We start from the raw sequence: 26884 nt of genomic DNA, 5'->3' as shown, positions 1-26884 counted from the left end.
GCAACCTGAGCTTTTGAGTAAATCATGGCAACAAGTGTATTTAATCGTCGCTGGGCCGCGTTGCTGCTTGAAGCGCTGACCCGTCATGGCGTCCGCCACATTTGCATCGCGCCCGGTTCCCGTTCTACGCCGCTGACTCTGTCGGCGGCCAATCATCGTACGTTGCTGTGTCATACCCATTTTGACGAGCGGGGGTTGGGGCATTTGGCTTTGGGGCTGGCAAAAGCCGCTCATGAGCCGGTCGCCATTGTGGTGACTTCCGGTACGGCGGCGGCGAATCTATATCCGGCGATCATCGAAGCGGGTTTGACCGGGGAGCGGCTGGTGGTGCTGACGGCGGATCGTCCTCCCGAATTGATTGATTGCGGCGCGAATCAGGCTATCCGTCAACACGGACTGTATGCGTCTCACCCGACTGTCTCGTTGGATTTGCCGCGCCCGACGCCGGATATTCCCGCCAGTTGGTTGGTTTCCTCGCTGGATAGCGCGATGGCGCAACTGACGCACGGGGCGTTGCACATTAACTGCCCCTTTGCCGAACCGCTGTACGGCGCCGATGATGAGGACGCTTTTCGGGACTGGCCGTTGACGCTGGGTGACTGGTGGCAAAGCGAGACGCCCTGGCTGCGGGAAATGCGTCAGATCACGTTGGCGGTACAGACGGATTGGCGCCAATGGCGGCAAAAACGCGGCGTAGTGATCGCTGGCCGGCTCAGTCCGGCGCAAGGGGCGCAAGTGGCGCGGTGGGCGTGCGAATTAGGTTGGCCGTTACTTGGCGATGTGCTGTCGCAAAGTGGTCAGCCCTTGCCTTGCGCGGATATCTGGCTGGCGAATCCGGCGGCGCTGGCGCAATTGCGACAGACTGAAATCGTGGTGCAATTTGGCGGCAGCCTGACTGGAAAGCGGTTGTTGCAGTGGCAGGAACAGTGTCAGCCGCAGGAATTCTGGCTGGTGGATGCGTTGCCGGGGCGACTTGATCCCGCGCATCATCGTGGTCGTCGCCTGGTTGCCGATGTCAGTGACTGGCTGACGGCGCACCCGGCGTTGACGCAACCCCCCTGGGCGGATGATTTGAGCCACATCGCTCGCCATACCCAGCAGCAGGTCGCCGCCTGTCTGCGTGATTGCTTTGGCGAGGCGCAACTGGCGCAGCGACTTCCCGAACTCTTGCCTCCCGATGGGCAACTGTTTGTGGGCAACAGTCTGGTGGTGCGTTTGATCGACGCGCTGGCGCAACTGCCTTTGCAATACCCGGTATACGGTAACCGCGGCGCCAGCGGTATTGATGGATTGATCTCGACGCTGGCCGGCGTTCAGCGGGCGACGGGCAAAGCGACGCTTGGGATCGTGGGCGATCTTTCCGCCTTGTACGACCTCAATGCGTTGGCTTTACTGCGTCAGGCGCCCGCGCCGCTGGTATTGATCATCGTGAATAACAATGGCGGACAGATTTTCTCGCTGCTGCCGACGCCGGTCGCGCAGCGGGAAGCCTTTTATTGTATGCCGCAACACGTTGAATTCGGTCATGCCGCCGCCATGTTCGGCCTCAATTATGTGCGCGCCGAATGCTGGGAGACGCTGGCGGATGCCGTCGCCAGTAGCTGGGCGCGGGGCGGCGTCACGGTGCTGGAAGTGGTGGTGCCGCCCAAAGATGGCGTGGAAACGCTCAACGCGTTGGTTTCGCAGGCGGCGTTATGGTCGTATTGAGTTGTCAACGAATTACGCCGGTGAAAGTATCGCCCGCACAGCCGTGGCTGGTTTGTCTGCACGGACTGCTGGGCAGCGGTGAAGACTGGCGGCCTATCATCCCGTTTTGTGGCGACTGGCCGCTGTTGCTGGTGGATTTACCGGGACACGGCGCATCGCAGCGCGTGGCCGCCGGTGATTTTGCGCAACTCAGCCAACAACTGGCGCTGACCATTGCGCAGCAAGGCATCGAACGTTATTGGTTGCTGGGTTATTCGCTGGGCGGGCGGCTTGCCATGTATCATGCCTGTTGCGCACAGCCGCGCGCAATGCAAGGTCTGTTGGTGGAAGGCGGCAATCCGGGGCTTGACGCGGCGCATCTGCGTGAGGCGCGCTTAGCGCACGACCTTGGTTGGGCGCGGCGCTTTCGTCATGAGACGCTGGAAACCGTGCTGGACGATTGGTATCGGCAGGCGGTGTTCGCCGATCTGGATGCCGGACAGCGCAATGCTCTGGTCGCCTTGCGCCGTCACAATCATGGCGCGGCGGTGGCGGCAATGCTGGAAGCCACCTCGTTAGGGCGTCAGCCCTGGCTGGTGGACAAACTTCGGCGGTTGGTTATCCCCTTTGGTTATCTGTGCGGCGTCAGAGACCTGAAATTTCAGACGCTGGCAATGCAATATGGTCTGCCATTAATGCGCGTGGCGCAGGCCGGCCATAATGCGCATCAGGCGAATCCGGCGGAGTACGCCGCCCGGATATTTTCTTTTATTTCGCATCCCGTTAAGGATTAATACTTATGCTTTATCCCAGTGAAGAACTGCTTTACGCCCCGGTGGAATGGCACGATTGCAGCGGCGATTTCACCGATATCCTGTTTCACAAATCGACGGACGGCATCGCCAAAATCACCATTAACCGCCCGCAGGTGCGTAACGCCTTTCGCCCGCAAACGGTAAAAGAGATGATCCACGCGCTGGAAAATGCGCGTTACGACGACGGGATTGGCGTAATTATTCTGACGGGCATGGGCGATAAGGCATTCTGTTCCGGCGGCGATCAGAAAGTACGAGGCGACTACGGCGGCTATCAGGACGACAGCGGGGTACATCATCTGAACGTGCTGGATTTTCAGCGTCAGATTCGTACCTGTCCGAAACCAGTGGTGGCGATGGTGGCGGGTTATTCCATCGGCGGCGGTCATGTGCTGCATATGATGTGCGACCTAACGATTGCGGCGGACAATGCTGTTTTCGGCCAGACCGGGCCGCGGGTGGGATCTTTTGACGGCGGCTGGGGCGCGTCTTATATGGCGCGTATCGTCGGTCAGAAAAAAGCGCGTGAAATCTGGTTCCTGTGCCGTCAGTATAATGCGGCTCAGGCGCTGGATATGGGACTGGTTAATACCGTGGTTCCGTTGGCCGAACTGGAAAAAGAAACCGTTCGCTGGTGCCGCGAAATGTTGCAAAACAGCCCGATGGCGCTGCGTTGCCTGAAAGCGGCATTGAATGCCGACTGCGACGGGCAGGCCGGGTTGCAGGAACTGGCGGGTAACGCCACCATGCTGTTTTATATGACTGACGAAGGTCAGGAAGGCCGCAATGCCTTTAATGAAAAACGTCAGCCGGATTTCAGCAAATTCAAACGGAATCCGTAATGCGCCAGGCTAAGCTTTATCGTTACCGGGTGCCGATGGAAGCGGGTGTGGTGTTGCGTAACCAGCGCCTGAAAACCCGCGACGGGCTGATCGTCTGTCTGCAACAAGGCGAACGGCAAGGCTGGGGTGAGATTGCGCCGCTGCCGGAATTCAGTGTGGAAACGCTGGCGCAAGCGGAATGCGCCGCGCACCAACAACTCACGCGTTGGCTGGCGGGAGAAGCCTGGTCCGACGATCTGCCGCCGTCCGTCGCGTTCGGCCTGAGTTGCGCTCAGGCCGAACTGGAGCAACGCTTGCCGATGACGGCGGATTACCGCAAAGCGCCATTGTGCAACGGTGATCCTGACGAATTGTTCGCCACGTTGCAGGCCTTGCCTGGTGAAAAAGTGGCGAAAGTGAAAGTCGGTCTGTATGAGGCGGTGCGCGATGGCATGATCGTCAATGTGTTGCTGGAAGCGCTGCCGGATCTGAAGTTGCGTCTGGACGCCAACCGCAGCTGGACACGCGCCAAAGCGGATGGCTTTGCCCGTTATGTCGCGCCCGCCCTGCGTTCCCGTATTGCATTTCTGGAAGAGCCTTGCAAAACCCGTCAGGAATCCCGCGAATTTGCGCAGGAAACCGGGATTAACATCGCCTGGGATGAAAGCGTGCGCGAAGCGGATTTCCGGGTGGAGGCCGAACCGGGCGTGAGCGCGATCGTGATCAAGCCTACGTTGGTGGGCAGCCTCGCCCGCTGTCGGCAACTGGTGCAACAGGCGCATCAGGCGGGATTAACGGCGGTGATCAGTTCCAGCATTGAATCCAGTCTGGGGCTGACGCAACTGGCGCGGTTGGCGCATTGGTTGACGCCAGAGACTATCCCCGGTCTTGATACGCTGGATCTGATGCAGGCGCAGGTCATACGTCCGTGGCCGGCAAGCACTTTGCCGTTGTTGGCGGTTGAGCAACTGGAAGCGGTATGGCAATCCTGACCGACTGGCCCTGGCGTTACTGGGCTAAGCAGACGCCGCGTTCTGTCGCGTTAATCGACGGAGAGACGCGCTGGGATTGGCGGCAGTTTGCTCAGCGGGTCAATCAGTTGGCCGCCGGTTTTGCCCGGCAAGGCGTGACGCCCGGTTGCGGCGTGGCGCTGCGCGGCAAAAACAGCGGCATGATGTTGTGCTGCTATCTGGCGCTATTGCAGTGCGGCGCGCGATTGTTGCCGCTTAACCCGCAACTGCCCGGATCCTTCATCGATGACCTGCTGCCTTCGCTCGATATGCAGTACGGCGTGTGTCTGGATGGGCAACCGTTGCCCGGTGATTTGGTCGCCTTGTCCTGTGTTTCCGATGATCCTTCCTCTGCGTTGCAATTCGTTCAGCGGCGCTGGCAGCCAGCGCAACTGGCGACACTGACGCTGACGTCGGGTTCCAGCGGATTGCCTAAAGCCGCCGCGCATACTTTTTCCGCCCATCTTGCCAGTGCGCAGGGCGTGCTGGAGATGATGGCTTTCTCGGCGGCGGATAGCTGGTTGCTGTCGCTGCCGCTATTTCATGTTTCCGGGCAAGGGATTGTGTGGCGCTGGCTGGCGATCGGGGCAGCCATTGTGGTGCGGGAGCAACAATCGCTGGCATCCGCGCTGCGCGATTGTACTCACGCTTCGCTGGTGCCGACGCAGTTATGGCGACTGTTAGCGCAAAATACGCTGCCCCCGTCGTTGCGCTCGGTATTGCTGGGCGGCGCGATGATCCCGCAGGCGCTGACGCGGCAGGCCGAATCCCTCGGCGTGCGCTGTTGGTGCGGCTATGGTCTGACGGAACTGGCGTCGACGGTGTGCGCCAAACGCGCCGATGGTCGGCCTGGCGTCGGGTTGCCGCTGCGCGGGCGTGAAATTCGTTTGCTCGGCGAGGAAGTGTTGTTGCGCGGCAGCACGCTGGCGTCGGGCTATTGGCGTGATGGCCGACTGCTTCCGCTGACGGATGCGCAGGGGTGGTTCCACACACGGGATCGCGGCGCTTTCGATGAAGGCGAGTGGCGTATTCTTGGGCGTCTGGATAACCAGTTTTTCAGCGGCGGGGAAGGCGTTCAACCGGAAAATATTGAAACGGTGCTGCTGGCGCATCCTGATATCCAGCAAGCCTGTGTGGTGCCGGTGGATGACGCCGAGTTTGGTCAGCGGCCCGTTGCGGTGCTCGACGTCTCAGGCGCCGCCACGCTGACGGACATCCGTGACTGGCTTGCGCCGCAGCTAGCCGGATTTCAGCGCCCGGTCGCCTATTTTTTACTGCCTGCGGAATTGAAAAATGGCGGAATTAAAATCTCCCGTCAGCAGGTGAGCGCGTGGGCGCAGGCAAACTACCAAAAGATCTGAGCCGGTGATGGCGCATGGCAGATATGACGATATTTTCTGTTGATTAAAAGAGTAAATCGGGTTTCAGGATGATTTTATGCTGGAGCGTCGGGGTGGTTGCGGTAAAATCGCTGAAGATATCAATAGGTTTTGTTCGTGCGTTTACTATTTTAAGGATATTGAGATGAAAAAGTTTGTCATTGCCTGCGCTGGAAGTTTGCTGCTGGTCAGCGCTTCAGTACATGCCATTAGCCTTTCCGGGGAGGCGGGACGTGACTATTCCGGCGCCAGTGTCGGTTTTGGTTTGGGCGTACCCGGATTGGGCGCTAACGTAAGTTATGCGCACGGCGACAGCAATAACGACGTCTACGGATTTGGATTGGGCTATACCGTTCCTGTCGGCGTGTTGAAACTGACGCTCGGCGGCAAAGCGTTGTATCTGAATCAGGATCGCGGCAGCGATGGTCATGCGCTGGCGTTGGGCGGTGGTCTGCAATGGCCAATTAACCGTTACTTCTCTGTCTACGGCGAAGGCTATTATTCCCCGGATGCCTTTTCCAGCCATGTCGATTACTACGTTGAAGGCAAAGCCGGCGTTCGCTGGCAGGTCTTCGGCCCGTTGAATGTGGATGTGGGCTATCGCTACATCAACCTGGCGGGTGAACGCGGTCGTTCCGATAACAAACTGGCTGACTCTGCTTATGTCGGTGTCGGTCTGAATTTCTGATAGTTACCGGTAAAGAACCGCATTAAGAGCGTGACGATTCACGCTCTTTTTACATCTGCAAGCCGTCAGTAACGCTATCGGAAAGAAACATTTTCTTTTACTAAAGTTGTCTTTCACCAACCGAGTTTCTAAAGTGAGTAGGGCGTAATCACGAGGAGCAAACGATGCTTAGGGTTGAGATGTTATGTACCGGCGATGAAGTGCTGCATGGTCAGATTATTGATACCAATGCGGCTTGGCTGGCGGATTACCTGTTTCAGGCCGGACTGCCGATGACCAGCCGGATGACGGTGGGAGACGATCTCGATGCCCTGGTGACGGCGATTACCCAACGGAGTCGGATTGCGGATGTTTTGATCGTCAATGGCGGGCTGGGGCCGACCAGTGATGATCTCAGCGCGTTGGCGGCGGCTACCGCTGCGGGAGAAGGGCTGGTTGAACATGCCGAATGGCTGGCCCGGATGGAGGTTTTCTTTACCGAACGGGGCCGGGTCATGGCGCCCAGCAACCGCAAGCAGGCGCAGATCCCCGCCAGTGCCGAAATGGTGGACAATCCCGTGGGGACGGCATGTGGTTTTGCGTTGCGACTCAATAAATGCCTGATGTTTTTTACCCCTGGCGTGCCATCGGAATTCAAGGTGATGGTGGACCAACAGATCATGCCGCGGCTGCGCGATCGTTTTGCTATCTCCGCGCCGCCACTATGTTTGCGATTAACCACGTTTGGTCGTTCTGAAAGCGATCTGGCTAGTCAACTAGATGGACTGGCTCTCCCGCCGGATGTCGTATTGGGTTACCGCTCCGCCATGCCGATCATTGAATTGAAGCTGACCGGGCCAGCCTCGCAACGGGCGGCAATGGAATCGTTGTGGGAGCAGGTTCGCGCCGTTGCGGGTGAAAATGCGCTCTTTGAAGGAACTGAGGGGTTGCCAGCCCAGCTAGCACGGCGGTTGCGTGATCGTAATCTGTTATTGGCAATCAGTGAGGATTTTACCGCCGGGCTGCTGAACTGGCGATTGCAGTCGGCCAGTGTCCCACTGGCGGGCGGCGAACTACGGGTAAACGATGATGTGCTGAATTTACCGCTGTTTGCCGAGGAAACAGGTCAACTGGCGGAGCGTCACGGCGCACCGCTGGCGTTGCGGATCGGAGGCAGACGAGATGACCAGTTGATGATTGCCTTGCATACGCCGCAAGGTTCATTCGCTCAAATGATACAATACAACGTTCCCCGTTATAGTCTGAACACGCATCAGGATGTGGTGGCGATGCTTGCCATGAACATGTTGCGGCGCTGGCTGAATGATTGGCCGGTTTACGGTGGTCACGGTTGGATCAACGTGGTGGAAACGTTGGCGTAATTTTTTTTATTTTCCCCTGGTGGGCTTTGTCGTGGATGTTTACTGGTTTTCCATTACTGATGTTACAGGATGAATGAATATGACGTTAAAACTAAAGATCTGGTTGGGGGGGGCGCTGTTGTCCGTTACGGCGATGGCATTTTCTCCCTCGGTATGGGCTCACGCTCATTTGAAAAGCCAGATCCCGGCAGCCGACAGTATTGTTGAAACCGCGCCCGACACGCTCATGCTCACTTTTTCGGAAAATATCGAACCGGCGTTCAGCGGCGTTGAGATCGTCGATGACGCCAGGCAATCACTATCGGTCAGCAACACTTCGGTTATGCCTGAAACCCGCAATCAGATGAATGTAACGCTGACGAAACCGTTGGCAAGCGGGCGCTATCAGGTTAACTGGCATGTTCTGTCAGTTGACGGTCATAAACTGAAAGGCAGTTACCGTTTTGCGGTGAAGTAGTTCGTGGTGCTGGACAGTCTCTATGTGGCGTTGCGCTGGGGATATTTTTCCGCCTTGATGCTGACCACCGGCAGCGCGTTTTATGTCGTCTGGTTGGCTCAGGGCGATTTCAGGCATTATCTGGCTGAACGACTGGCGCGGGTATTGCGAATTACCCTGTGGATGACGCTGGGGTGCGCCAGCGCGATTCTGTCGCTGCAACTGGTCATCATGAGCGGCGACTGGCGCAGCCTGACGGATAGCGCTATCTGGCAGGCTATGCTGAGCACCATGAGCGGCAGGGGATGGCGCGCGCAGGTTTTGCTGTCGCTGCTGGCGTGTCTGGGATTGGCCGCGCATGGCGTTTCCCGCTATCGGCTCATCTTGCTGGTCTGCGTGACGCAGTGGTGCGGCATGGCGTATATCGGACACGCGGCGGCGCTGGAAGGCGGGTTGGGCATGATTCAGCGGATTAATCATGTGCTGCATTTGATCTCGTCGGCACTCTGGGCCGGCGGCCTGCCTCCGCTGTTCTGCCTGATGGTCGCGGGACGCAATCCGGCAACGCGCAGGGATGCCATTGCCACCATGATGCGTTTTTCCCGTTACGGCCATGTCTGGGTGATGTTGAATATCGTCACCGGCCTGATCAGCGGCTGGTTGTTATTGGGTTGGCCGCCGCCAGTCAGCCTGTACAGCGGGTTGTTGTTGGCTAAGGTGATGTTGGTGTTGATGATGATCGCGCTGGCATTGTTCAACCGCTATTGGCTGGTTCCCCGGCTGGGACGAGTGAAGGGCGAATCGCTGTTGCCTAAGCTGGTGACCTACATTTGGCTGGAAATTGGGCTGGCGGCGTTGGTGTTGCTGCTGGTGAGTTATTTCGCCACCTTGTCGCCTTACCCGGCGTGACGTATTCAGATCGCAATGGCACGACTATCCGAATAGATATCGTGCCGTTACGTCTGGCTGCCGGGCTGAAATCAGTAAAGCAGAGAGTAAAGCTGGCGGCGGTAGCGGGCGGCCAGTGCGTCGCCGGTGCCCAGCGCGGCCATAATATCCATCAGCGTCTTGCGCGCGTTGCCTTCGGCGGCGCCCAGATCTTTTTTCAGGAAGCCCATCAACAACTCAAGGGATTCTTCGTTACGCCCAACCTGATGCAGTTGCAACGCCAGTTGCACCGCCAGTTGCGCGTTTTGCGGATCAGCATTCAACTGCTGCTGTAGTTGTTGAATTTCCGGCGTATCGGCAGCCTGCCTGAGCAATTCAATCTGCGCTACCAGGCCGTGATAACGGGTATCCTGATCCTGCAAGGGAATCGTCGCCAATACCGCTTCGGCATCTTCGCTGCGATTAAGTTGAATCTGCGCTTCCGCCAGCATCAGGCCGATGTCGCTGCGCTGTTGGCTTAACTGCCAGGCTTCTCTGAGCAACGGCAAGGCTTGCGGCAAATTGCCTTCCTGAATCAACTGCTGCGCTTCGGCGACTTTCAACTCTTCTTCTTTCGGCAGCGCGCGCTGCAACAGTTCACGCACCGCTTCTTCCGGTTGAGGCCCCTGAAAACCATCCAAAGGCTGGCCGTCTTTAAACAGATAAACAGTGGGAATGGCGCGCAGGCCGAATTGGGCGGCGACGCGTTGTTCCGCATCGCAATCGACTTTTGCCAGAATAAATTGTCCGGCGTATTCCTGCGCCAGTTTGTTCAGTACCGGTTCCAGTTGCAGGCAGTGCTGACTGCGTTCAGACCAGAAATAAAACAGTACGGGCAGGGTCGCGGAATCTTCCAGCAACTGATGCAGGTTGGATTCGTTGACATCGATAATATTGGCTTGTTGTTCTAGCATAATGCGTTCTCTCTTATCCTCGTCCGTTTTGGCATAGGTGGGGGCGAAATGCGCCACTTCAAGCCAAATGTCAGGAACGGAGCCGTAATACATGATCCAGTAAGCGTCCGGGCAGCAAACGGCGCAGCCATGACATCGAATGCGCAATCACTGTCACCGGGTAACGCAGCTTTGGCCGCGGGCTTTCCAGCGCGTGATGCAGTTTAGGCAATATGGCTTCCGGCGGCAGCGTAAATCGTTGGGCGATACCGGGGTTGGTGACCGGATTATCCGTTTGCGCCTGAGCGACATTATCGGTAAAACGCGTGCTGATTGGGCCGGGTTCAATCAGGCTGACGTGCAACCCGCTGCCATACAGTTCCATTCGCAGCGTATCCGACCACGCTTCCAGCGCGAATTTGCTGGCGGCATACGCGCCGCGTCCCGGCGTGGCGACCAACCCCATCACCGAGCTGGTCTGAATAATTCGGCCTTCGCCGTGGGGCAGCATGGCGGGCAACAGCCGTTGCGTCAACTGATGCGTGCCGAACAGATTGCTGGCGAACTGTTGTTCAAGCTGCTGGCGCGAGAGGCTGTTCAGCGGCCCGTATACGCCGTATCCGGCGTTATTGAACAGGGCATACAGCCGGTTATCGGTCAACCGGATCACCTCCGCGGCGGCTTTCTCCACGCTGGCGGCGTCATCCAGATCCAGTTCAATCCCTTCCAGACCCAGCGCGGTCATTCGCGCCGCGTCCTCGGCCCGACGGCAGGCGGCAAGCACACGGTAGCCGCGTTGTTGCAGATCCTGAGCGGCAATCAGACCGATACCGCTGGAACAACCGGTAATCAAAACCGTTTTTTGCATAACTTTACCTAATTCAAAAGCCCTATTTATCAAGACTCATGGTTAACTAAGGGTTCAAGCTGTTTTGCCATCCAGTCAGCGATAAAGGGCTGGGCGTCACGGGTTGGATGGATGCCGTCTTCCATGATCCATTCGGTTTTTTGATAGATCTGCTCCATAAAGAAAGGCAACAGCGGAAGATCAAACTGCTGCGCCAGCCGTGGATAGATGGCGCTGAACGATTCAGTATAGCGGCGTCCGTAGTTGGTCGGCAGACGGATTTGCATCAGCAGCGGTTCGGCTTTGGCCTGCCTGACCAGCGTGATGATTTTGGTTAGATCCTGCTCGATATTTTGCGCGGGAAACCCCCGTAGCCCATCATTGCCGCCAAGTTCGATCAGAACCCAGCGCGGCTGATGTTGTTTCAGCAAGGCCGGAAGACGCGCCAGCCCTTGGGCGGCGGTATCTCCGCTGATGCTGGCATTAACGATGTTGGCGTTTTTCCGCTGTGTCTGCCACTGTTTGTCTAACACGGCAGGCCAGGCCTCGGTCGCCGGCATCTGGTAGCCCGCACTGAGGCTATCGCCCAGAATCAATAAAGTGTCCGCCGCGAAAGCGCGGACACTGCATAATCCCAGAAGGAAAAGGACGAATACATGTTTGCGAAAACCAGTCCAGCGAGTGCTATGCCAACCAAAACCGGACCTGTGGAAAACATTCTTGAAGTTCATCATCTTAGTAAGCACGTTGGTCAAGGGGATAATCGGCTTTCCATCCTTACCGGAGTTGAGCTGATTGTCAAACCTGCGCAGACAATTGCGTTGATCGGCGAGTCCGGTTCGGGGAAATCGACGCTGCTGGGGATCCTGGCCGGTCTGGATGACGGCAGTGAAGGCGAAGTCAGCCTGATGGGAGAATCACTGAGCAAACTGGATGAGGAAGGGCGCGCCGCGCTGCGCGCCAGAGACGTGGGGTTTGTTTTTCAGTCTTTCATGTTGGTGCCAACGTTGAATGCGCTGGAAAATGTCCAGCTTCCCGCGCTGTTGCGCGGCGAGAGCGATAGCCACAGCCGAGGGCAAGCCGCGCAACTATTGCAGCAATTAGGGCTGGGTGAACGCTTACATCATCTGCCGGCCCAGCTTTCCGGCGGCGAGCAACAACGCGTCGCGCTGGCGCGGGCGTTTAGCGGTCGTCCTAAAGTGCTGTTTGCCGATGAACCAACCGGCAATCTGGATCGTAAAACCGGTGAGCGGATTGTCGATCTGTTGTTTTCTCTCAATCGAGATTACGCCACCACGCTGATTCTGGTCACTCACGATGAACAACTTGCCGCCCGCTGCGAGCGCCGCTTGCGGCTGGTTGATGGCAAGCTGAGGGAGGATGCATGATCTGGCGGTGGTTTTGGCGTGAATGGCGTTCTCCTTCTTTATTGATTGTCTGGCTGGCGTTAACGCTGGCCGTGGCTTGTGTGCTGGCGCTGGGGACGATCAGCGATCGCATGGAAAAGGGGCTGAGCCAGCAGAGCCGTGATTTTCTGGCGGGCGATCGGGTGCTGAGGGCTGCGCGTCCGGTGGCGGAAGAGTGGCTTGCGCAAGCGCAACAGCAAGGATTGACGCTCAGCCGACAGATTTCTTTCATGACCATGACGTTCGCGGACGATACGCCGCAACTGGCGCGGGTAAAAGCGACCGACCAGCTTTATCCGTTATACGGCGAGTTGCAGACGCGGCCAGCCGGTTTGCGTGTTGCGCCCGGCACAGTGCTGGTGGCGCCAAGATTGCTGGCGTTGCTGGGGTTGAAGGTCGGCGACATGTTGGATGTGGGGGACACTTCCCTGCGGATTAGCGGGGAACTGATTCAGGAACCTGACGCCGGCTTTAATCCGTTTCAAACGGCGCCGCGTATTCTGATGAGCCTGGAGGATGTGGAAAAAACCGGCGCCATCCAGCCCGGCGGCCGCATTACCTGGCGCTATATGTTTTCAGGAAATGAGCAGCAAATCAGTGAATTCAGCGCTTTTATCAAGCCGTTGCTCAAGCCCGATCAGCGCTGGTACGGCATGGAGGATTCCGAAGGCACGCTGAGTCAATCGTTGAAGCGTTCGCAGCAATTCCTGTTGCTTTCGGCTTTGTTGACGTTGTTGTTGTCCATCGCGGCGGTGGCGGTTTCGATGAGCCACTATTGTCGGAGTCGCTATGATCTGGTGGCGGTGCTGAAAACGCTGGGGGCCGGCAGAACGGCGCTACAGCGGCTGATTGTCGGCCAATGGCTATCGGTGCTGGGGTTGGCGGCGTTGTGCGGCGGCCTTGTCGGGCTGGGATTTGAAGCGCTGTTGATGAAAATGCTGGCGCCGGTGTTGCCCGCGGCGCTGCCCGCCGCAGGGTGGTGGCCGTGGGTATGGGCGCTGGGTTCGCTGGTGTTGATTTCACTACTGGTCGGATTGCGTCCCTATCGCCTGTTGCTGGCGACACAACCGCTACGCGTGTTACGTCAGGATGTGGTGGCGAACGTCTGGCCGTTGCGCTATTACCTGCCGGTGGTGTTGGCGATTGTGGTGGGTCTGCTTGCCATACTGTCCGGCGGCAGCCCGCTGCTGTGGGCCGTGTTGGGCGGCATGGCGGTGCTGTCGCTGCTCCTGGGGGTGATTGGCTGGGGCGGATTGCTATTGTTGCGCCGCCTGACGGTGCGGCGGCTGTCAATGCGGCTGGCGATTAACCGTCTGCTGCGTCAACCCTGGTCGACGCTCAGCCAACTGGCGGCTTTTTCATTATCGTTCATGTTGCTGGCGTTGCTGTTGGTGATGCGGGGAGATTTACTGGATCGCTGGCAACAGCAGTTGCCGCCGGGCAGCCCGAATTACTTTCTGTTGAATATGACCGCGGAGCAGGTGCCGCAGGTAAAAACCTTCCTTGAACAGCATCAGGTTAAACCGGCGCAATTTTACCCGATTATTCGTGCGCGTCTGACGGAGATTAATCAGCAGACGGCGACGGACGTGATCCACGAGGATGATCCCGGCGGCAACACGGTCAACCGTGAATTGAATCTGACCTGGCTGGATGGCCTGCCTGAACACAACGTGCTGCTTGAGGGGCAAGCGCCGAAAGCGGGCGAAGTGTCGATGGATGGGGAAGAAGCCAAAGAAATGGGCATTAAAATCGGCGATACGCTGACCTTTACCGCCGATACACAGCCGTTCAGCGCCAAAGTGACCAGTTTCCGGCGGGTGGATTGGGAAAGCCTGCGCCCGAATTTCTTCTTTATCTTTCCGCCAGGCGCGCTGGATAACCAGTCGCAGTCATGGCTGACCAGTTTCCGTTATGACGGCGACGAGAAAATGATTACGCAACTTAATCGTCAGTTCCCGACATTGAGCGTGCTGGATGTCGGCAGCATTTTGCGTCAGGTCGGTCAGGTATTGCAGCAGGTGAGCCGGGCGCTGGAAATCATGGTGATCCTGGTGCTGTTCTGCGGCGTGCTGTTGCTGCTGGCGCAAATTCAGGTGGGGATGCGTCAGCGGCGTCAGGAATTGATGGTTTACCGCACATTGGGCGCGGGGCTGCGTTTGTTGCGCGCCACCTTGTGGTGTGAGTTTGCGGTGTTGGGACTGGTGGCGGGAACCGCCGCCGCCATTGGCGCGGAAGCGGCGTTGTGGGCGCTGCAACGTCAGGTCTTCAATTTCGCCTGGGAACCTAACTTCATCATGTGGGTGACGTTGCCGTTGTCCGCCGCCTTGCTGTTGTCGCTGTGCGGTGGCTGGCTGGGGGTGCGATTGCTGCGCGGCAAGGCGTTGTTCCGGCAATTTGCGGGGTAAGATCATAGGCCGGGTGATACCGGCCTTGTTTTACGATTATTGGCTGATTGAACTACCCGGAGTAGGGCCGCTGGTGTCCGTTGCCGTTTTGTGCTTCTCCAGATATTGCTGCTGGAAAATGCACATGCGGATGGTGTTGCGGTATTCGCCGTTGATGAAGAACTCGTGGATCAGTTCGCCTTCCACTTCGAACCCCAGCTTGCTATAGATATGAATCGCTCTCTTATTCTCTTTATCCACGATCAGATACAGCTTATACAGGTTCAGCACCGAGAAACCGTAATCCATTGCCAGTTTTGCCGCGGCACTGGCGTATCCGTGGCCCTGATAGGCGGGATCGATAATAATTTGGAATTCGGCGCGCCGATGGATGTGATTGATTTCTACCAGTTCGACCAAACCGACCTTGGTCTGTTCGTGCTCAATGATAAAACGCCGCTCGCTCTGGTCGTGGATATGTTTGTCATACAGATCGCTGAGTTCAACAAACGCCTCATAAGGTTCTTCAAACCAGTAACGCATGACGCTGGCATTGTTATCCAACTGATGGATAAAAGTAAGATCGTCTCGTTCCAGCGGTCGTAGCCGAACGGCGTTGCTCGTACCGGACATAGTGAATCCTTAAAATTTCAATTTTTTCTGCCAATAAAATTGCCTCAATCATAGACTCATTCGAGTTAGCAATGCATTAACCAGGTGAATATTTTTGCTGTCTTTAGCCGCAAACAACGATTATGACAGCCAGATTCCCGCCATTTATTCACCAAAACTCGTATTGGATCACGGTTATTCGTCTATCTCTGTTCAGCATGTTGAACCAGGCATATTTTCCGCTTTTCCGGGAGGATAAACTTTATTTCAACAGAGGACGGGAGTCGTTATGGGTGGTAAAGGCTGTAATTCATTAATCAGGGCGGAAAAAATACTCACTCATATCGCCTATGTCGGTATGGCGAGTTTTATGGAACTGTTAAGGGAATTTCAGTATCCGAAAAGTAGCCTGTTGAATTTATTAAATGTGATGGTGGAATGCGGCTTCTTAATTAAGAGTGAACAGAATCAATATTCTCTGGGCATTAAAACTTATGAGCTTGGCTGTCAGGCGCTGCACCGGAAAAATATCTTTGAAGTCACCAAGCGCCCGATGCAGGAACTGTCGATGAAAAGTGGCCTGGTTTGTCATTTAGGGGCGATGGAAAGTTATTCCGCGATTTATCTCGATAAAGTCGAAAGTCCGTATTCGGTGCCGACGCGGAAAAGCTGGATTGGTAAAAAGCTGGAATTACACATCACCGCACTCGGTAAGGCGTTGCTGGCGTGGAAGAGCCGCGAAGAGATCGATTATTTTCTCGATGCGTTAGTTCTGAAAAAACACACTCGTAATACATTTACCGATAAAAAATTATTTCGCGAAGAGTTACAGAAAACGCGTTTGCGGGGATGGGCGATCGACAATGAAGAATCAACCTATGGCGCCGTATGTTTAAGTATGCCGGTCTTCGATATGTATAACCGGGTTAATTACGCGATCTCACTGTCGGGCGATCCGGTGGTGTATTCAGGTAAGAAGGTCAATGGTTATCTCGAACTGCTTAGGCAATGCGCCAGGCAAATATCAAATGGGTTGGGATACCGTAATGAAAATGAATATTTAAGAAAAGGAAACTGATGTAATGAATAAATTTAGCGGTATTATTCCGCCGGTCTCCAGCACTTTTGATAGTAATGGCAATATTGATAAAGCCGCCATGAAAGAGGTCGCCGATTTTCTGATTAACAAAGGCGTGGATGGCCTTTTTTATCTGGGTACAGGCGGAGAATTTAGCCAGATGAACGCGCCGCAGAGAATGGCCTTCGCTGAGGAAGCCGTTGCGGTGACTGCCGGGCGGGTGCCGGTGTTGATTGGCGTGGGCTCCACGTCAACCGACGAAGCGGTAAAACTGGCCCGACACGCCGAATCCTGCGGCGCGGAGGGGATCGTCGCCATTAACCCCTGGTACTGGAAAGTAGCTCCGCGCAATCTGGATGATTATTACCAGCAAATCGCCCATAGCGTCAGCCTGCCGGTGATCCTTTACAACTTCCCGGATCTCACCGGACAGGACTTAACGCCGGAGGTCGTCAAGCGTCTGGTGCTGCAAAACGAAAACATCGTCGGCATTAAAGACACCATTGACAGCGTCGGCCATCTGCGCGCCATGATCAACACCGTCAAAGCCGTGCGCCCGACGTTTTCTGTGTTCTGCGGTTACGACGATCATTTACTCAACACTCTGCTACTGGGCGGCGATGGAGCGATTACCGCCAGCGCCAATTTTGCTCCGAGTTTATCCGTTGGGATTTACCGGGCCTGGCAGGAAGGCGATCTGGCGACGGCGGCCACGCTCAATAAGAAACTCCTGCAACTGCCATCCATTTATGCGTTGGAAACCCCGTTTGTCTCGCTGATTAAATATGCCATGCAATGTGTGGGACTGCCGGTAAATACCCGGTGCCTGCCACCAATCCTGGATGCTTCAGTTGAGGCGAAAGAGAAAGTTCGTGAGCTGTTGGTCGCGCAGGAAATTTTAAAATCATAAGGGGACACCATGTCTGTTTGCGATATTTATGATGATGATAACCCGGACATTTACCGCGTCAGAACCCACGCCGCTGGCCCGCAGGGCGAGCTACCGCTGACGTCGGAGATGCTGATCAACCGTCCCAGCGGCGATATTTTCGGTATGACGATGAATGCTGGGATGGGCTGGAAACCGGACGAGCTTGATCGCGACGCCATTCTACTGCTGAGCACACTTGGCGGTCTGCGCGGCGCCGACGGCAAGCCTGTTGCCCTGGCGCTGCATCAGGGGCACTACGAGCTGGATATCCAGATGAAAGCGGCGGCAGAGGTGATCAAAACTCACCGCGCTCTGCCCTATGCTGTGTATGTTTCCGACCCTTGCGACGGGCGTACACAGGGCACCACCGGCATGTTTGATTCTCTGCCCTATCGCAATGACGCGTCGATGGTGATGCGCCGCCTGATCCGCTCGCTGCCTGATGCGAAAGCGGTGATTGGCGTGGCGACCTGCGATAAAGGGCTACCGGCGACCATGATGGCGCTGGCATCTCAACATGACAAAGCGACGGTGCTGATCCCCGGTGGAGCCACACTACCTGCGCGGCACGGCGAAGATAATGGCAAAGTACAGACCATAGGCGCGCGCTTCGCAAACGGTGAATTATCACTGCAGGACGCGCGTCGGGCAGGTTGCCAGGCTTGCGCCTCATCCGGCGGCGGCTGTCAGTTCCTCGGCACCGCCGGTACGTCGCAAGTCGTGGCCGAAGGCCTGGGTCTGGCGATCCCGCACTCCGCGCTGGCGCCCTCCGGCGAACCGGTGTGGGAAGAGATTGCCCGCGCCTCCGCCCGTGCGGTTCTGCGCCTGATGCAAAAAGGCATTACCACCAAAGCGATTCTCACCGATAAAGCCATTGAGAATGCCATGATGGTGCACGCCGCGTTTGGCGGATCCACTAATTTGCTGCTGCATATCCCGGCGATTGCGCATCAGGCGGGCTGCCGCATTCCCACCGTCGAAGATTGGATCCGCATTAATAAACGGGTGCCACGGCTAGTGAGTGTGCTGCCAAACGGCCCGGTCTATCATCCTACCGTGAACGCGTTTATGGCGGGCGGCGTACCGGAAGTGATGCTACACCTGCGCCAGTTGGGTCTGTTGCATGAAGATGTGATGACTGTCACTGGCCATACGCTGAAAGAAAATCTCGACTGGTGGGAACAGGCCGGGCGTCGGCAGGCATTTAAAGATCTGCTGCGCAAACAGGAGCAGGTGGAGCCGGACGACGTCATTATGTCGCCGCAACAGGCGTTAAAACACGGATTAACCTCGACCATCACCTTCCCGGTGGGGAATATTGCGCCGGAAGGCTCGGTGATCAAATCCACCGCCATTGACGCTTCCGTTATTAATGAAGAGGGCATCTATTATCATAAAGGTGCGGCGAAGGTGTATTTGTCAGAGAAAACCGCCATTTACGATATCAAACACGACAATATTAAAGCTGGCGATATCCTGGTTATTATCGGCATCGGTCCATCGGGTACCGGGATGGAGGAAACCTATCAGGTAACCAGTGCGCTTAAACATCTCTCCTACGGTAAGCATGTTTCGCTGATTACCGATGCCCGTTTTTCCGGCGTATCCACCGGGGCCTGTATCGGCCACGTTGGGCCGGAAGCGCTGGCTGGCGGCGCAATAGGTAAATTACGCACCGGAGATATTATTGAAATTAAAATCGACTGCAAACAACTTAAAGGAGACGTGAATTTCCTGGGCGCTGGCAGCGATAAAATATTACCCACACGCGAGGAGGCCACCGCTATTTTAAATGCCAGAAGTCGTCATCCCGATTTAATTCCTGACCCGGATTTACCTGATGATACCCGGTTATGGGCAATGCTCCAGGCGGTAAGCGGCGGGACATGGACTGGGTGTATTTATGATGTCAATAAAATAAGCGAATATATTAATAAACACTAAAAGAAATAAAAATATCCTTATCTGAAATCATTCAGGCGGCCGCGCTCGCCCCGCCTGAACGATAACGGATTGCTATCTGATAATGAGAGGACATTATGCCACTATTCATTGTTGTGGCAGGTATTGCTGTACTCCTGCTTTTAACCATAAAAATTAAATTAAATACATTTGTTTCATTAATTATTGTCTCGATCGGTGTCGCCATCACCAGTGGAATGGGACTGAATAAAGTTGTCGCTTCGGTCGAATCCGGTCTTGGCGGTACGCTGGGGCATATTGGCCTGATATTCGGCTTCGGCGTTATGCTTGGTCGTTTATTATCCGATGCCGGGGGTGCGCAGCGTATTGCGCTGACGATGCTGAAATATTTCGGTGCCAAAAAACTGGACTGGGCGGTCGTCTGTTCAGCCTTTATTGTCGGGATTGCGCTATTTTTCGAAGTGGGTTTGATTCTGCTGGTGCCCATTTTGTTCGCTATCGCGCGCGAGGCTAAAATTTCGCCGATGTATATGTGTGTGCCGATGTTATCCGGTTTGCTGGTGGCGCACGGTTTTCTGCCGCCGCACCCAGGGCCGACCGTTATCGCCAGAGAATATGGCGCGGATGTCGGTATGGTGCTGATTTACGGCATTATTGTCGGTATTCCCACCTTTGTTCTTTGCGGCCCGCTGTTGAATAAAGTATGTCAGCGCCTGATCCCGGAGGCGTTTAAAAAAGCAGGCAACATCGCGTCGCTTGGCGCTACCAAAAGCTTTAATGAAAGCGAAATGCCGGGATTTGGCATCAGCTTTTTAACCGCCATGCTGCCAGTGATCCTGATGGCGCTGGTGACCATCATGCAGATGGCGCGTCCAAAAGATGCCGGCGATCCCAGCGCGCTGTACAACATATTTCTGTTTCTGGGCAACTCTACCATTGCGATGCTCATTTCGCTGCTCTTCGCCATTTACACTATGGGTATGGGCAGAGGGAAAACCATTGCGGAACTGATGGACTCCTGTAGCAAGGCGATAGCCGGAATCGCCGGCCTGTTACTGATTATCGGCGGCGGCGGCGCGTTCAAGCAGGTGTTGATTGATTCCGGCGTCGGTCAGTATATCTCCACGCTGGTGTCAGGAATGGATATCAATCCGATCCTGATGGCGTGGGGTGTGGCGGCTTTCCTGAGGATCTGTCTGGGATCCGCCACGGTAGCCGCGATTTCAACCGCCGGGTTAGTGATCCCGCTGCTGGCCGTGCATCCGAACACCAACCTGGCGTTGATTACGCTGGCGACTGGCGCGGGTTCCTGTATTTGCTCTCACGTCAACGATGCCAGCTTCTGGATGATTAAAGATTTCTTCGGCCTGAGCACGAAAGAGACATTATTGTCCTGGACGCTGATGTCGACTCTGTTATCCCTCTGCGGGCTGATTTTCATTCTTCTCGCGAGCATGATGATATAAAACACCGAGCAGGCGCTTAACCCAAAGGCTGGCTTTATGCCAGCCTTTGGGTTTGTTGGGTGACAGAAATTTCCGTACTTAATGCAGGACGGCGTAGTATCAAAAATCGACGCTGGCGCGCAGCACCACCTGACGCGGTTCACCGATGGCGACGCGCAGGTTATTCCCGCTGGACGGATAATAGGTTTTATCAAACAGGTTTTTCACGTTGATCTGCCATTTTACCTTATAGCCGTTAAGCGGCAGGCTATAGGCCACGAACGCGTCAGCCACCGTATAATCATCCAGATAGAAGCTGTTTGCCGCATCGCCCGCGCGACGGCTTACATAACGCGCCCCGGCGCCTGCGCGCAGGTTATCGCCGCCAGCCAGACCAATATTACCGAAATCTTGCGTCAGGAATAAAGAAGCGGTATGACGAGCGGCATTCGGCATTCTGTTGCCGTTATTGTCGGGATCGGCAGTCACGCGCGCATTGGTATAAGCGTAGGAACCAATCAAACTGAGCGAGTCGGTCAGTTTGCCGGCCAGATCCAGTTCAACGCCCTGTGAACGAACTTTCCCGGCGGTGCGGGTAACGGTTTCGCCATCAATGCTTTCACTGACCATCACGTTACGTTTTTCAATATCAAACAGCGCCAGATTAGCGGTAATACGGTTAGGTAAGTCCAGTTTGGCGCCGATTTCGTAGGATGTGCCGATCTCAGGCGGCAGCGCGCCAATTTGCGTCGCAATAGAGGCGTTGGGCTTAAACGATTCGCTGTAGCTGGCATAGAGCGAGGAATAGGGCGTCAGGCTGTAAATAATCCCGGCGCGCGGCACCAAACGAGAGTAGGAACTGTCGGTGGCGGTCACGAAAGGGCGTCCTTTACCGGCCATGACATCGAAGCTGTCATAACGTAGTCCGCCTAATAGCTGCCAGCGTTCGTTCAGGCGGATCACATCCTGCATAAAGAAGCCAGTACTGTCGATATTTTCCCGTTGATCGCTGTCTTTGGCGCTGACGTTGGCGGTGGCCGGCTGCTGACCATAAATCGGGTTATAAATATCGAAATTATAGCGTCTGCTCGCCTGGTCGCGCAGCATATCACCGCGGTATGTGCGGTCGGCTTCGTAATCAAACCCAAAAAGCAATTGGTGATTGATGCTCCCCCAATCCACATCACCGTTCAGGGTCAGTTGCACGACCTGCGTCTGCGCATGGGCGTAGCTGGTGGCATCGGCCTGTCGCGTCAGTATGCCGGTATCGGCGTTATAGGCGGTGGCCCGCGCCTGATTATCGCTGTAACGGTTGCGGTTATAGGCGTAAGTCAGACTACTTTTCCAGCGGTCGGTCAGATTGCGATCGACTTGTAGGGTAAGGCTGTCCTGATCGCCGCGGGTGGCGTTGTAATGCTCGTCGAAACGGCGATCACGCGGGGTATTCACCGGCTTGCCGGTGTTGGTGTCGATAACGGTGCCGCGATCGAATGGAGTCAGGTATTCCATATGTTCGTATGCTACCCGCACGGCGGTGTCTTCGCCGTACCACATCAGCGACGGCGCGATAGTGGTCTGGCGGTTACGGCCAAAGTTGCGCCAGTAGTCGGTTTCATCATGATCGACCAGCATACGGTAAGCCAGCCCGGAAGCGCCCAGCGGCCCGGTAACATCCAACTGACCGCCGCCGCCGTTAAAACTGCTGCCCCAGCCTTCAATATGGGTTTTCTGTTGCAGTTCGGGTTTTTTGCTGATGATGTTGATAATCCCGCCGGGCTCTCCCATGCCGTACAACATCGACGCCGGCCCTTTCAGCACCTCGACGCGTTCGCTGGTAGGCGTGAAATTACGCGCCTGGATCGAGCGCACGCCGTCCCGAAAGAGTGATCCATCACGGTTATCGCCAAAGCCGCGTTTGATGAGTGCATCCTGGGTGCCGCCGAGCGTGTTGGATTGGGTGATCCCGCTGACGTTATACAAGGCTTCATCAATATTGCGCACCGCACGGTCTTTGAGTACTTGTGGTTGCACCACATTGACCGCCTGCGGTATGTCAAGCAGGCGGCTTTCGGTACGGGTTCCGGTAGTGGTTTTATGCGGTTGGTAATCTGTCTCTGCCGATGTTTCACTGGCGGCGGTAACCAACAAGGTATCGTCTTTGGTTGCGGTGGCCGCCTGAGCGCCAAACGGCAGCAGAACGAGCAACGGCCACCCGTTACGGAATGTCTTGTTATTCATGCGGAAGCTGACTCCAATAAGTCCCTGAAAAATCAATAGGTAAAAATTGTTGGTAAAGTTCTTGTAGGGTGCGTTGCGGATCAAGGTCGGCAAAGAGGTCGGGATATAACGCTTTGGCAAACATCTCCACCATCACCACATGGTAGGGGCTGAGGTAGAAGTTGTGCCACATGCTCCAGGCGCGGCCTGTCTGTACCGCCTCAAGATGGGAAAGAATCGGTTCCTGACGGATCAGCTTGTTGAAGCTGGTTTGCGCTTGCGTTTTCGTCACCATGGGGCCTAGCATCAGGCTGGAGAACCGTTTGCCTTCGGGACCCGCCATGCCAGTGGCAATGTAAACATCGGGTTTGGCCGCCAGTACACGTTCCGGGCTCAGTTCGCCGTAGACGCTGTTGATGGCGCCCGCAGCGATATTTTCACCACCGGCAAACGTCAGTAAATCACCAAGATTTCCACCAACGGCCGTGGTGCAACAGGTATCGCGACGGCCAAGATGCAGATGCAGCATCACGGTGGTTTTTTTGCCGTTATGTTGGGCGATTCGCGCTTTAATCACCGCCATATGTTGCTGATAGAATGCGCTGAAGGCGGCGGCCTTTGGTTGTTGATTCAGGACTTCACCCAGCAGGCGCAGACTTGGCAGCGTGTTGTTGAGCAAATCCACACGCAAATCGACATAAATTACCGGCACCCCGGCGCGTACCAGTGTTTGTTCCAACTGCGCTTCGGCGGCTGCGTGTTTTGCCAGACGAGGTAAAATCACCAGATCGGGTTTAAGCGGTAGCAGTGATTCCGCGTTCATGGTTTGCAGGCTGCCGTTACCTAATTGTGGGATCTGCGCAATTCGCGGAAATTTTTCTGTGTAGCGCGTCCAGCTTTGTGCATCGTAACGCGGCATATCACCCGGCCAACCCACCACATTTTTTGCCGGGTCACCCGGTTCCAGCAGCGCCAGTGTGTACAACATCCGGCTTTCACCCAGGATGATGCGCTGAGGGTTATTCGGGATCTCGACCTGTCGGCCCAGAATATCGGTAACGGTTTTAGCCAGTGAAAACGGGCTTAGCAGTAACAGGGAAATGAGTAAGATGGTGCGCATAATGACATCTGCAAAAAAACAGGTAGCGAAAGATAATCATTGTCATTCTTGTTTACAACGTACATTGAGTAAGGGAATTGTGGGGAAAAAGGAATGTCTTTTTATATCGATGGGTTGCGTAAGGCGGGGGAGGATAATTAACTATTGAAAGCGTTGTGCGGGGTTGGGGCTATCGCGCCGGGGAGCGGGGAAAGCGAACCCTTAATCTGGCGTGTCCAGATTAAGGGGCGATATCACCACTGTATTACGTTGCTATTGCGCGGCATAACCCTGTGCGGGAATTCGCGTGCCGTCAAGCCATGCCTCGTTTTCAAGCATCACCAGACGACCATTCAGGAACCAATTCACCACCATCGGGTAGAGAGTGTGTTCCTGCGTTTGTACGCGGGCGCTCAGCGTTTCTTCCGTATCGTTGCTAAATACCGGCACTTTCGCCTGTATAATCAGCGGGCCGCCATCCAGATCGTCGGTGACAAAATGTACCGATGTGCCGTGTACGGCATCGCCATTTTCCAGCGCTTTGCGGTGCGTATGCAGGCCGGGATATTTCGGCAATAGCGAGGGATGGATGTTGAGCATTTTGCCTGTAAACCGCGCGACAAAATCTGGACTTAGTATCCGCATATAGCCCGCCAGCACAACCAGCGCGGGGTGATATTGCTCGATTTCCTGCGCCATCGCCGCATCATAGGCGACGCGATCGGGAAATGCTTCCGGGCTGAGGATATGTGTCGGGATATCTGCTTCCTGAGCAATCTGTAGACCGTAAGCATCGGGATTATTACTGAATACCGCGGCTATTTTCCCTTTCATTCGTCCATGCTTGCAGGCGTCAATCAACGCCTGCAAGTTGCTTCCCTGACCTGATATCAAGACAACGATGTTTTTCATCAGTTAATGACCACTGAGTCTCCGGCATCGGTTTGCGTAATGACGCCGATTTTCCATGCATTTTCACCACTGCCGTTCAATAAGGCGATGGCCGCGTCTGCCTGCTCGGTCGGCATTGCGATGATCATACCAACACCACAGTTAAACGTGCGATACATTTCGTGTCGACTGACATTGCCAGCCTGTTGCAGCCAGTTAAAGATGGCCGGCCATTGCCAGCTGGATTCATCAATCGACGCTTGCAGGCCTTGCGGCAGCACGCGTGGAATATTTTCCCAGAAACCGCCGCCGGTCAGATGGGAGATGGCGTGTACATCGACCTGCTCAATCAGCGACAGGATTGATTTCACGTAAATTTTGGTCGGCGCCAGCAGATGATCAGCCAGGGTTTTACCTTCCAACATAAACTGTTCTGGATTGGTCTGGCTGACCGCAAGAATTTTACGTACCAGCGAGTAGCCGTTTGAGTGCGGCCCGCTGGAGGCGAGGGCAATCAGCGCATCGCCGGCTTGTACTTTGCTGCCGTCAATGATTTCGGATTTTTCAACCACGCCAACGCAGAAACCGGCGACATCATAATCTTCGCCGTGGTACATACCCGGCATTTCAGCCGTTTCGCCGCCGACCAGCGCACAGCCAGACTGTTTGCAGCCTTCCGCGATACCGGTAATCACGCTGGCGGCCGTGTCCACGTCCAGCTTGCCTGTGGCGTAATAGTCGAGGAAAAACAGCGGCTCGGCGCCCTGAACAACCAGATCGTTCACGCACATGGCGACCAAATCGACGCCGATCGTATCGTGACGTTTGAGATCCATGGCCAGACGCAGCTTAGTGCCGACTCCGTCAGTGCCGGAAACCAGAATCGGTTCACGGTATTTTTGCGGTAAGGCGCATAAGGCGCCGAAACCACCCAGCCCACCCATGACTTCCGGGCGACGGGTTTGTTTCACTACACCTTTGATACGGTCTACCAATGCGTTGCCAGCATCAATATCCACGCCTGCGTCTTTATAGCTGAGAGAGGTTTTGTCGGTCACTGCGGAGTCCCCACGGAGGTTACAATTTGTGGTTAAAAAAATTGAGCGCGCTAATTCTAGCAGTGTGGGCAAACGTTTGCGAGTGATGTGTGGCTGGTTGCCGATTTTTCCCGGCTTGCAATCAATCGGGCATCCGCAGTAATTTCCTTTATCGGTTGATCTGGATCAGGCTTAACCGTATAGCGCTAAGTAAAAAAAGCGGTATAATCCGGCGATTTTTTTGCGATAGGCTATCCCGCCCGCCGTCCTGCGGGCCGCCGTAAACGGCGTTTAGCAATGTCCTGGACGTTTTTGTCCGTCCACTGTCCTGGGGAGAATAATGATGAAGATCGTCGAGGTGAAACATCCGCTCGTCAAACATAAACTTGGCCTAATGCGCGAGAATGATATCAGTACCAAGCGTTTTCGTGAGTTGGCTTCGGAAGTCGGCAGTTTATTGACCTATGAAGCAACGGCTGATTTAGCCACCGAAAAAGTGACCATTGACGGTTGGTGCGGCCCGGTTGAAGTCGATCAAATCAAAGGCAAAAAAATTACCGTTGTGCCTATTCTGCGTGCCGGTCTGGGGATGATGGAAGGCGTATTGGAAAATGTTCCCAGCGCCCGTATCAGCGTTGTCGGTATTTACCGCAATGAAGAAACGCTGGAGCCGGTCCCCTATTTTCAGAAGCTGGTTTCCAACATCGAAGAGCGTATGGCGCTGGTGGTTGACCCGATGCTGGCAACGGGCGGTTCGATGATTGCCACGATTGACCTGCTGAAAAAAGCAGGCTGTCAAAGTATCAAAGTGCTGGTGCTGGTGGCCGCCCCGGAAGGGATCGCCGCGCTGGAGAACGCGCACCCGGATGTTGAGCTTTATACTGCGGCGATCGATAAGGGGCTTAATGAGCATGGTTACATCATGCCGGGGCTGGGCGACGCGGGCGATAAAATATTTGGTACTAAATAGCAGGCAGGCCGACTGAATTAGTCGG

General features: G+C 55.5%; 24 protein-coding genes. 16 read left to right on the top strand and 8 right to left on the bottom strand.

Annotated features, from left to right (window positions below):
* The first annotated feature begins 24 nt into the window (after window positions 1–24).
* The 9 genes from menD (at window position 25) to copD (ending at window position 9105) form a co-directional block, all read left to right on the top strand.
* Window positions 25–1707, top strand: a complete 1683-nt coding sequence (menD, locus tag NC856_RS04820; RefSeq protein ID WP_264089287.1) for a 2-succinyl-5-enolpyruvyl-6-hydroxy-3-cyclohexene-1-carboxylic-acid synthase — start codon at window positions 25–27, stop codon at window positions 1705–1707.
* Complete coding sequence (gene menH / locus NC856_RS04815) at window positions 1695–2480, top strand: 2-succinyl-6-hydroxy-2,4-cyclohexadiene-1-carboxylate synthase (protein ID WP_264089286.1); 786 nt, start codon at window positions 1695–1697, stop codon at window positions 2478–2480. The genes menD and menH overlap by 13 nt, the downstream gene beginning before the upstream one ends.
* 5 nt (window positions 2481–2485) lie before the next feature.
* Window positions 2486–3343: a 1,4-dihydroxy-2-naphthoyl-CoA synthase gene (menB, locus tag NC856_RS04810; protein ID WP_264089285.1), complete on the top strand. Its 858-nt coding sequence runs from the start codon at window positions 2486–2488 to the stop codon at window positions 3341–3343.
* Window positions 3343–4314, top strand: coding sequence for an o-succinylbenzoate synthase (gene menC, locus NC856_RS04805; protein ID WP_264089284.1), 972 nt, complete (start codon window positions 3343–3345; stop codon window positions 4312–4314). The genes menB and menC overlap by 1 nt, the downstream gene beginning before the upstream one ends.
* Entirely contained in the window at window positions 4302–5693 is a 1392-nt protein-coding gene (gene menE, locus NC856_RS04800) for an o-succinylbenzoate--CoA ligase (RefSeq protein WP_264089283.1), read from the top strand. Before menC ends, menE begins: the two co-directional genes overlap by 13 nt.
* Before the next feature lie 163 nt (window positions 5694–5856).
* Window positions 5857–6399 carry a YfaZ family protein gene (locus NC856_RS04795; RefSeq protein ID WP_264089282.1) on the top strand — a complete coding sequence of 181 codons (543 nt, stop codon included), beginning with the start codon at window positions 5857–5859 and terminating at the stop codon, window positions 6397–6399.
* A gap of 164 nt (window positions 6400–6563) precedes the next feature.
* Window positions 6564–7760, top strand: a complete 1197-nt coding sequence (locus NC856_RS04790; RefSeq protein WP_264089281.1) for a nicotinamide mononucleotide deamidase-related protein YfaY — start codon at window positions 6564–6566, stop codon at window positions 7758–7760.
* A gap of 79 nt (window positions 7761–7839) precedes the next feature.
* Window positions 7840–8217, top strand: coding sequence for a copper homeostasis periplasmic binding protein CopC (gene copC / locus NC856_RS04785; RefSeq protein ID WP_264089280.1), 378 nt, complete (start codon window positions 7840–7842; stop codon window positions 8215–8217).
* Between the two features lie 3 nt (window positions 8218–8220).
* Window positions 8221–9105, top strand: coding sequence for a copper homeostasis membrane protein CopD (copD, locus tag NC856_RS04780; RefSeq protein ID WP_264089279.1), 885 nt, complete (start codon window positions 8221–8223; stop codon window positions 9103–9105).
* A 71-nt stretch (window positions 9106–9176) separates the two neighbouring features.
* On the opposite strand, the gene NC856_RS04775 is transcribed toward copD, so the two are convergent.
* The 3 genes from NC856_RS04775 to tesA form a co-directional block, all read right to left on the bottom strand.
* Window positions 9177–10037 carry a thioredoxin family protein gene (locus NC856_RS04775; RefSeq protein WP_264089278.1) on the bottom strand — a complete coding sequence of 287 codons (861 nt, stop codon included), beginning with the start codon at window positions 10035–10037 and terminating at the stop codon, window positions 9177–9179.
* 70 nt (window positions 10038–10107) lie between these two features.
* The gene (locus NC856_RS04770; protein ID WP_264089277.1) at window positions 10108–10884 is read right to left on the bottom strand and encodes an SDR family oxidoreductase; all 777 of its coding nucleotides are present in this window, start codon (window positions 10882–10884) and stop codon (window positions 10108–10110) included.
* Between the two features lie 29 nt (window positions 10885–10913).
* Window positions 10914–11594 (bottom strand): multifunctional acyl-CoA thioesterase I/protease I/lysophospholipase L1, encoded by a 681-nt coding sequence (gene tesA / locus NC856_RS04765; RefSeq protein ID WP_264089372.1) that lies wholly within the window; start codon window positions 11592–11594, stop codon window positions 10914–10916.
* On the opposite strand from tesA, the gene ybbA reads away from it, so the two are divergent.
* Both ybbA and ybbP read left to right on the top strand, forming a co-directional pair.
* Entirely contained in the window at window positions 11550–12251 is a 702-nt protein-coding gene (gene ybbA / locus NC856_RS04760) for a putative ABC transporter ATP-binding protein YbbA (RefSeq protein ID WP_264089276.1), read from the top strand. The genes tesA and ybbA overlap by 45 nt on opposite strands.
* Window positions 12248–14677, top strand: coding sequence for a putative ABC transporter permease subunit YbbP (gene ybbP, locus NC856_RS04755; RefSeq protein WP_264089275.1), 2430 nt, complete (start codon window positions 12248–12250; stop codon window positions 14675–14677). Before ybbA ends, ybbP begins: the two co-directional genes overlap by 4 nt.
* 36 nt (window positions 14678–14713) lie before the next feature.
* Here the strand turns inward: ybbP and speG are convergent, their stop codons facing one another.
* Entirely contained in the window at window positions 14714–15289 is a 576-nt protein-coding gene (gene speG, locus NC856_RS04750; RefSeq protein ID WP_264089274.1) for a spermidine N1-acetyltransferase, read from the bottom strand.
* Between the two features lie 268 nt (window positions 15290–15557).
* Here speG and NC856_RS04745 point away from each other — a divergent pair, with 268 nt between their 5' ends.
* From NC856_RS04745 to NC856_RS04730, 4 genes are all read left to right on the top strand, one after another.
* Window positions 15558–16346 (top strand): IclR family transcriptional regulator, encoded by a 789-nt coding sequence (locus tag NC856_RS04745; protein ID WP_264089273.1) that lies wholly within the window; start codon window positions 15558–15560, stop codon window positions 16344–16346.
* 4 nt (window positions 16347–16350) lie between these two features.
* Window positions 16351–17256 carry a dihydrodipicolinate synthase family protein gene (locus tag NC856_RS04740; protein ID WP_264089272.1) on the top strand — a complete coding sequence of 302 codons (906 nt, stop codon included), beginning with the start codon at window positions 16351–16353 and terminating at the stop codon, window positions 17254–17256.
* Window positions 17257–17265: 9 nt separating this feature from the next.
* The gene (locus NC856_RS04735) at window positions 17266–19221 is read left to right on the top strand and encodes a YjhG/YagF family D-xylonate dehydratase (RefSeq protein ID WP_264089271.1); all 1956 of its coding nucleotides are present in this window, start codon (window positions 17266–17268) and stop codon (window positions 19219–19221) included.
* Between the two features lie 95 nt (window positions 19222–19316).
* Window positions 19317–20666: a GntP family permease gene (locus tag NC856_RS04730; RefSeq protein ID WP_264089270.1), complete on the top strand. Its 1350-nt coding sequence runs from the start codon at window positions 19317–19319 to the stop codon at window positions 20664–20666.
* 99 nt (window positions 20667–20765) lie between these two features.
* On the opposite strand, the gene NC856_RS04725 is transcribed toward NC856_RS04730, so the two are convergent.
* The 4 genes from NC856_RS04725 to purM form a co-directional block, all read right to left on the bottom strand.
* Window positions 20766–22883, bottom strand: coding sequence for a TonB-dependent siderophore receptor (locus NC856_RS04725; RefSeq protein ID WP_264089269.1), 2118 nt, complete (start codon window positions 22881–22883; stop codon window positions 20766–20768).
* On the bottom strand, window positions 22876–23982 hold the full coding sequence (locus tag NC856_RS04720) for an ABC transporter substrate-binding protein (protein WP_264089268.1): 1107 nt from the start codon (window positions 23980–23982) through the stop codon (window positions 22876–22878). The genes NC856_RS04725 and NC856_RS04720 overlap by 8 nt, the downstream gene beginning before the upstream one ends.
* Before the next feature lie 252 nt (window positions 23983–24234).
* Window positions 24235–24873: a phosphoribosylglycinamide formyltransferase gene (purN, locus tag NC856_RS04715; protein ID WP_264089267.1), complete on the bottom strand. Its 639-nt coding sequence runs from the start codon at window positions 24871–24873 to the stop codon at window positions 24235–24237.
* On the bottom strand, window positions 24873–25910 hold the full coding sequence (gene purM / locus NC856_RS04710; protein ID WP_264089266.1) for a phosphoribosylformylglycinamidine cyclo-ligase: 1038 nt from the start codon (window positions 25908–25910) through the stop codon (window positions 24873–24875). Before purM ends, purN begins: the two co-directional genes overlap by 1 nt.
* A 322-nt stretch (window positions 25911–26232) precedes the next feature.
* Here purM and upp point away from each other — a divergent pair, with 322 nt between their 5' ends.
* Window positions 26233–26859: a uracil phosphoribosyltransferase gene (gene upp, locus NC856_RS04705; RefSeq protein ID WP_264089371.1), complete on the top strand. Its 627-nt coding sequence runs from the start codon at window positions 26233–26235 to the stop codon at window positions 26857–26859.
* Window positions 26860–26884: the final 25 nt, after the last annotated feature.

The organism is Brenneria izbisi, from assembly GCF_025840185.1.
Taxonomy (GTDB): domain Bacteria; phylum Pseudomonadota; class Gammaproteobacteria; order Enterobacterales; family Enterobacteriaceae; genus Brenneria; species Brenneria izbisi.
This window is presented reverse-complemented; position numbering and strand designations above follow the sequence as displayed.

Coding starts and splice junctions, on each gene's coding strand:
- ybbP (WP_264089275.1), top strand. CDS start 12,248: ATGATCTGGCGGTGGTTTTGGCGTGAATGGCGTTCTCCTTCTTTATTG.
- menE (WP_264089283.1), top strand. CDS start 4,302: ATGGCAATCCTGACCGACTGGCCCTGGCGTTACTGGGCTAAGCAGACG.
- NC856_RS04740 (WP_264089272.1), top strand. CDS start 16,351: ATGAATAAATTTAGCGGTATTATTCCGCCGGTCTCCAGCACTTTTGAT.
- menD (WP_264089287.1), top strand. CDS start 25: ATGGCAACAAGTGTATTTAATCGTCGCTGGGCCGCGTTGCTGCTTGAA.
- copC (WP_264089280.1), top strand. CDS start 7,840: ATGACGTTAAAACTAAAGATCTGGTTGGGGGGGGCGCTGTTGTCCGTT.
- speG (WP_264089274.1), bottom strand. CDS start 15,289: ATGTCCGGTACGAGCAACGCCGTTCGGCTACGACCGCTGGAACGAGAC.
- NC856_RS04775 (WP_264089278.1), bottom strand. CDS start 10,037: ATGCTAGAACAACAAGCCAATATTATCGATGTCAACGAATCCAACCTG.
- tesA (WP_264089372.1), bottom strand. CDS start 11,594: ATGAACTTCAAGAATGTTTTCCACAGGTCCGGTTTTGGTTGGCATAGC.
- NC856_RS04795 (WP_264089282.1), top strand. CDS start 5,857: ATGAAAAAGTTTGTCATTGCCTGCGCTGGAAGTTTGCTGCTGGTCAGC.
- purN (WP_264089267.1), bottom strand. CDS start 24,873: ATGAAAAACATCGTTGTCTTGATATCAGGTCAGGGAAGCAACTTGCAG.
- menC (WP_264089284.1), top strand. CDS start 3,343: ATGCGCCAGGCTAAGCTTTATCGTTACCGGGTGCCGATGGAAGCGGGT.
- ybbA (WP_264089276.1), top strand. CDS start 11,550: ATGCCAACCAAAACCGGACCTGTGGAAAACATTCTTGAAGTTCATCAT.
- NC856_RS04730 (WP_264089270.1), top strand. CDS start 19,317: ATGCCACTATTCATTGTTGTGGCAGGTATTGCTGTACTCCTGCTTTTA.
- NC856_RS04725 (WP_264089269.1), bottom strand. CDS start 22,883: ATGAATAACAAGACATTCCGTAACGGGTGGCCGTTGCTCGTTCTGCTG.
- menH (WP_264089286.1), top strand. CDS start 1,695: ATGGTCGTATTGAGTTGTCAACGAATTACGCCGGTGAAAGTATCGCCC.
- NC856_RS04735 (WP_264089271.1), top strand. CDS start 17,266: ATGTCTGTTTGCGATATTTATGATGATGATAACCCGGACATTTACCGC.
- NC856_RS04790 (WP_264089281.1), top strand. CDS start 6,564: ATGCTTAGGGTTGAGATGTTATGTACCGGCGATGAAGTGCTGCATGGT.
- upp (WP_264089371.1), top strand. CDS start 26,233: ATGAAGATCGTCGAGGTGAAACATCCGCTCGTCAAACATAAACTTGGC.
- NC856_RS04720 (WP_264089268.1), bottom strand. CDS start 23,982: ATGCGCACCATCTTACTCATTTCCCTGTTACTGCTAAGCCCGTTTTCA.
- menB (WP_264089285.1), top strand. CDS start 2,486: ATGCTTTATCCCAGTGAAGAACTGCTTTACGCCCCGGTGGAATGGCAC.
- NC856_RS04770 (WP_264089277.1), bottom strand. CDS start 10,884: ATGCAAAAAACGGTTTTGATTACCGGTTGTTCCAGCGGTATCGGTCTG.
- NC856_RS04745 (WP_264089273.1), top strand. CDS start 15,558: ATGGGTGGTAAAGGCTGTAATTCATTAATCAGGGCGGAAAAAATACTC.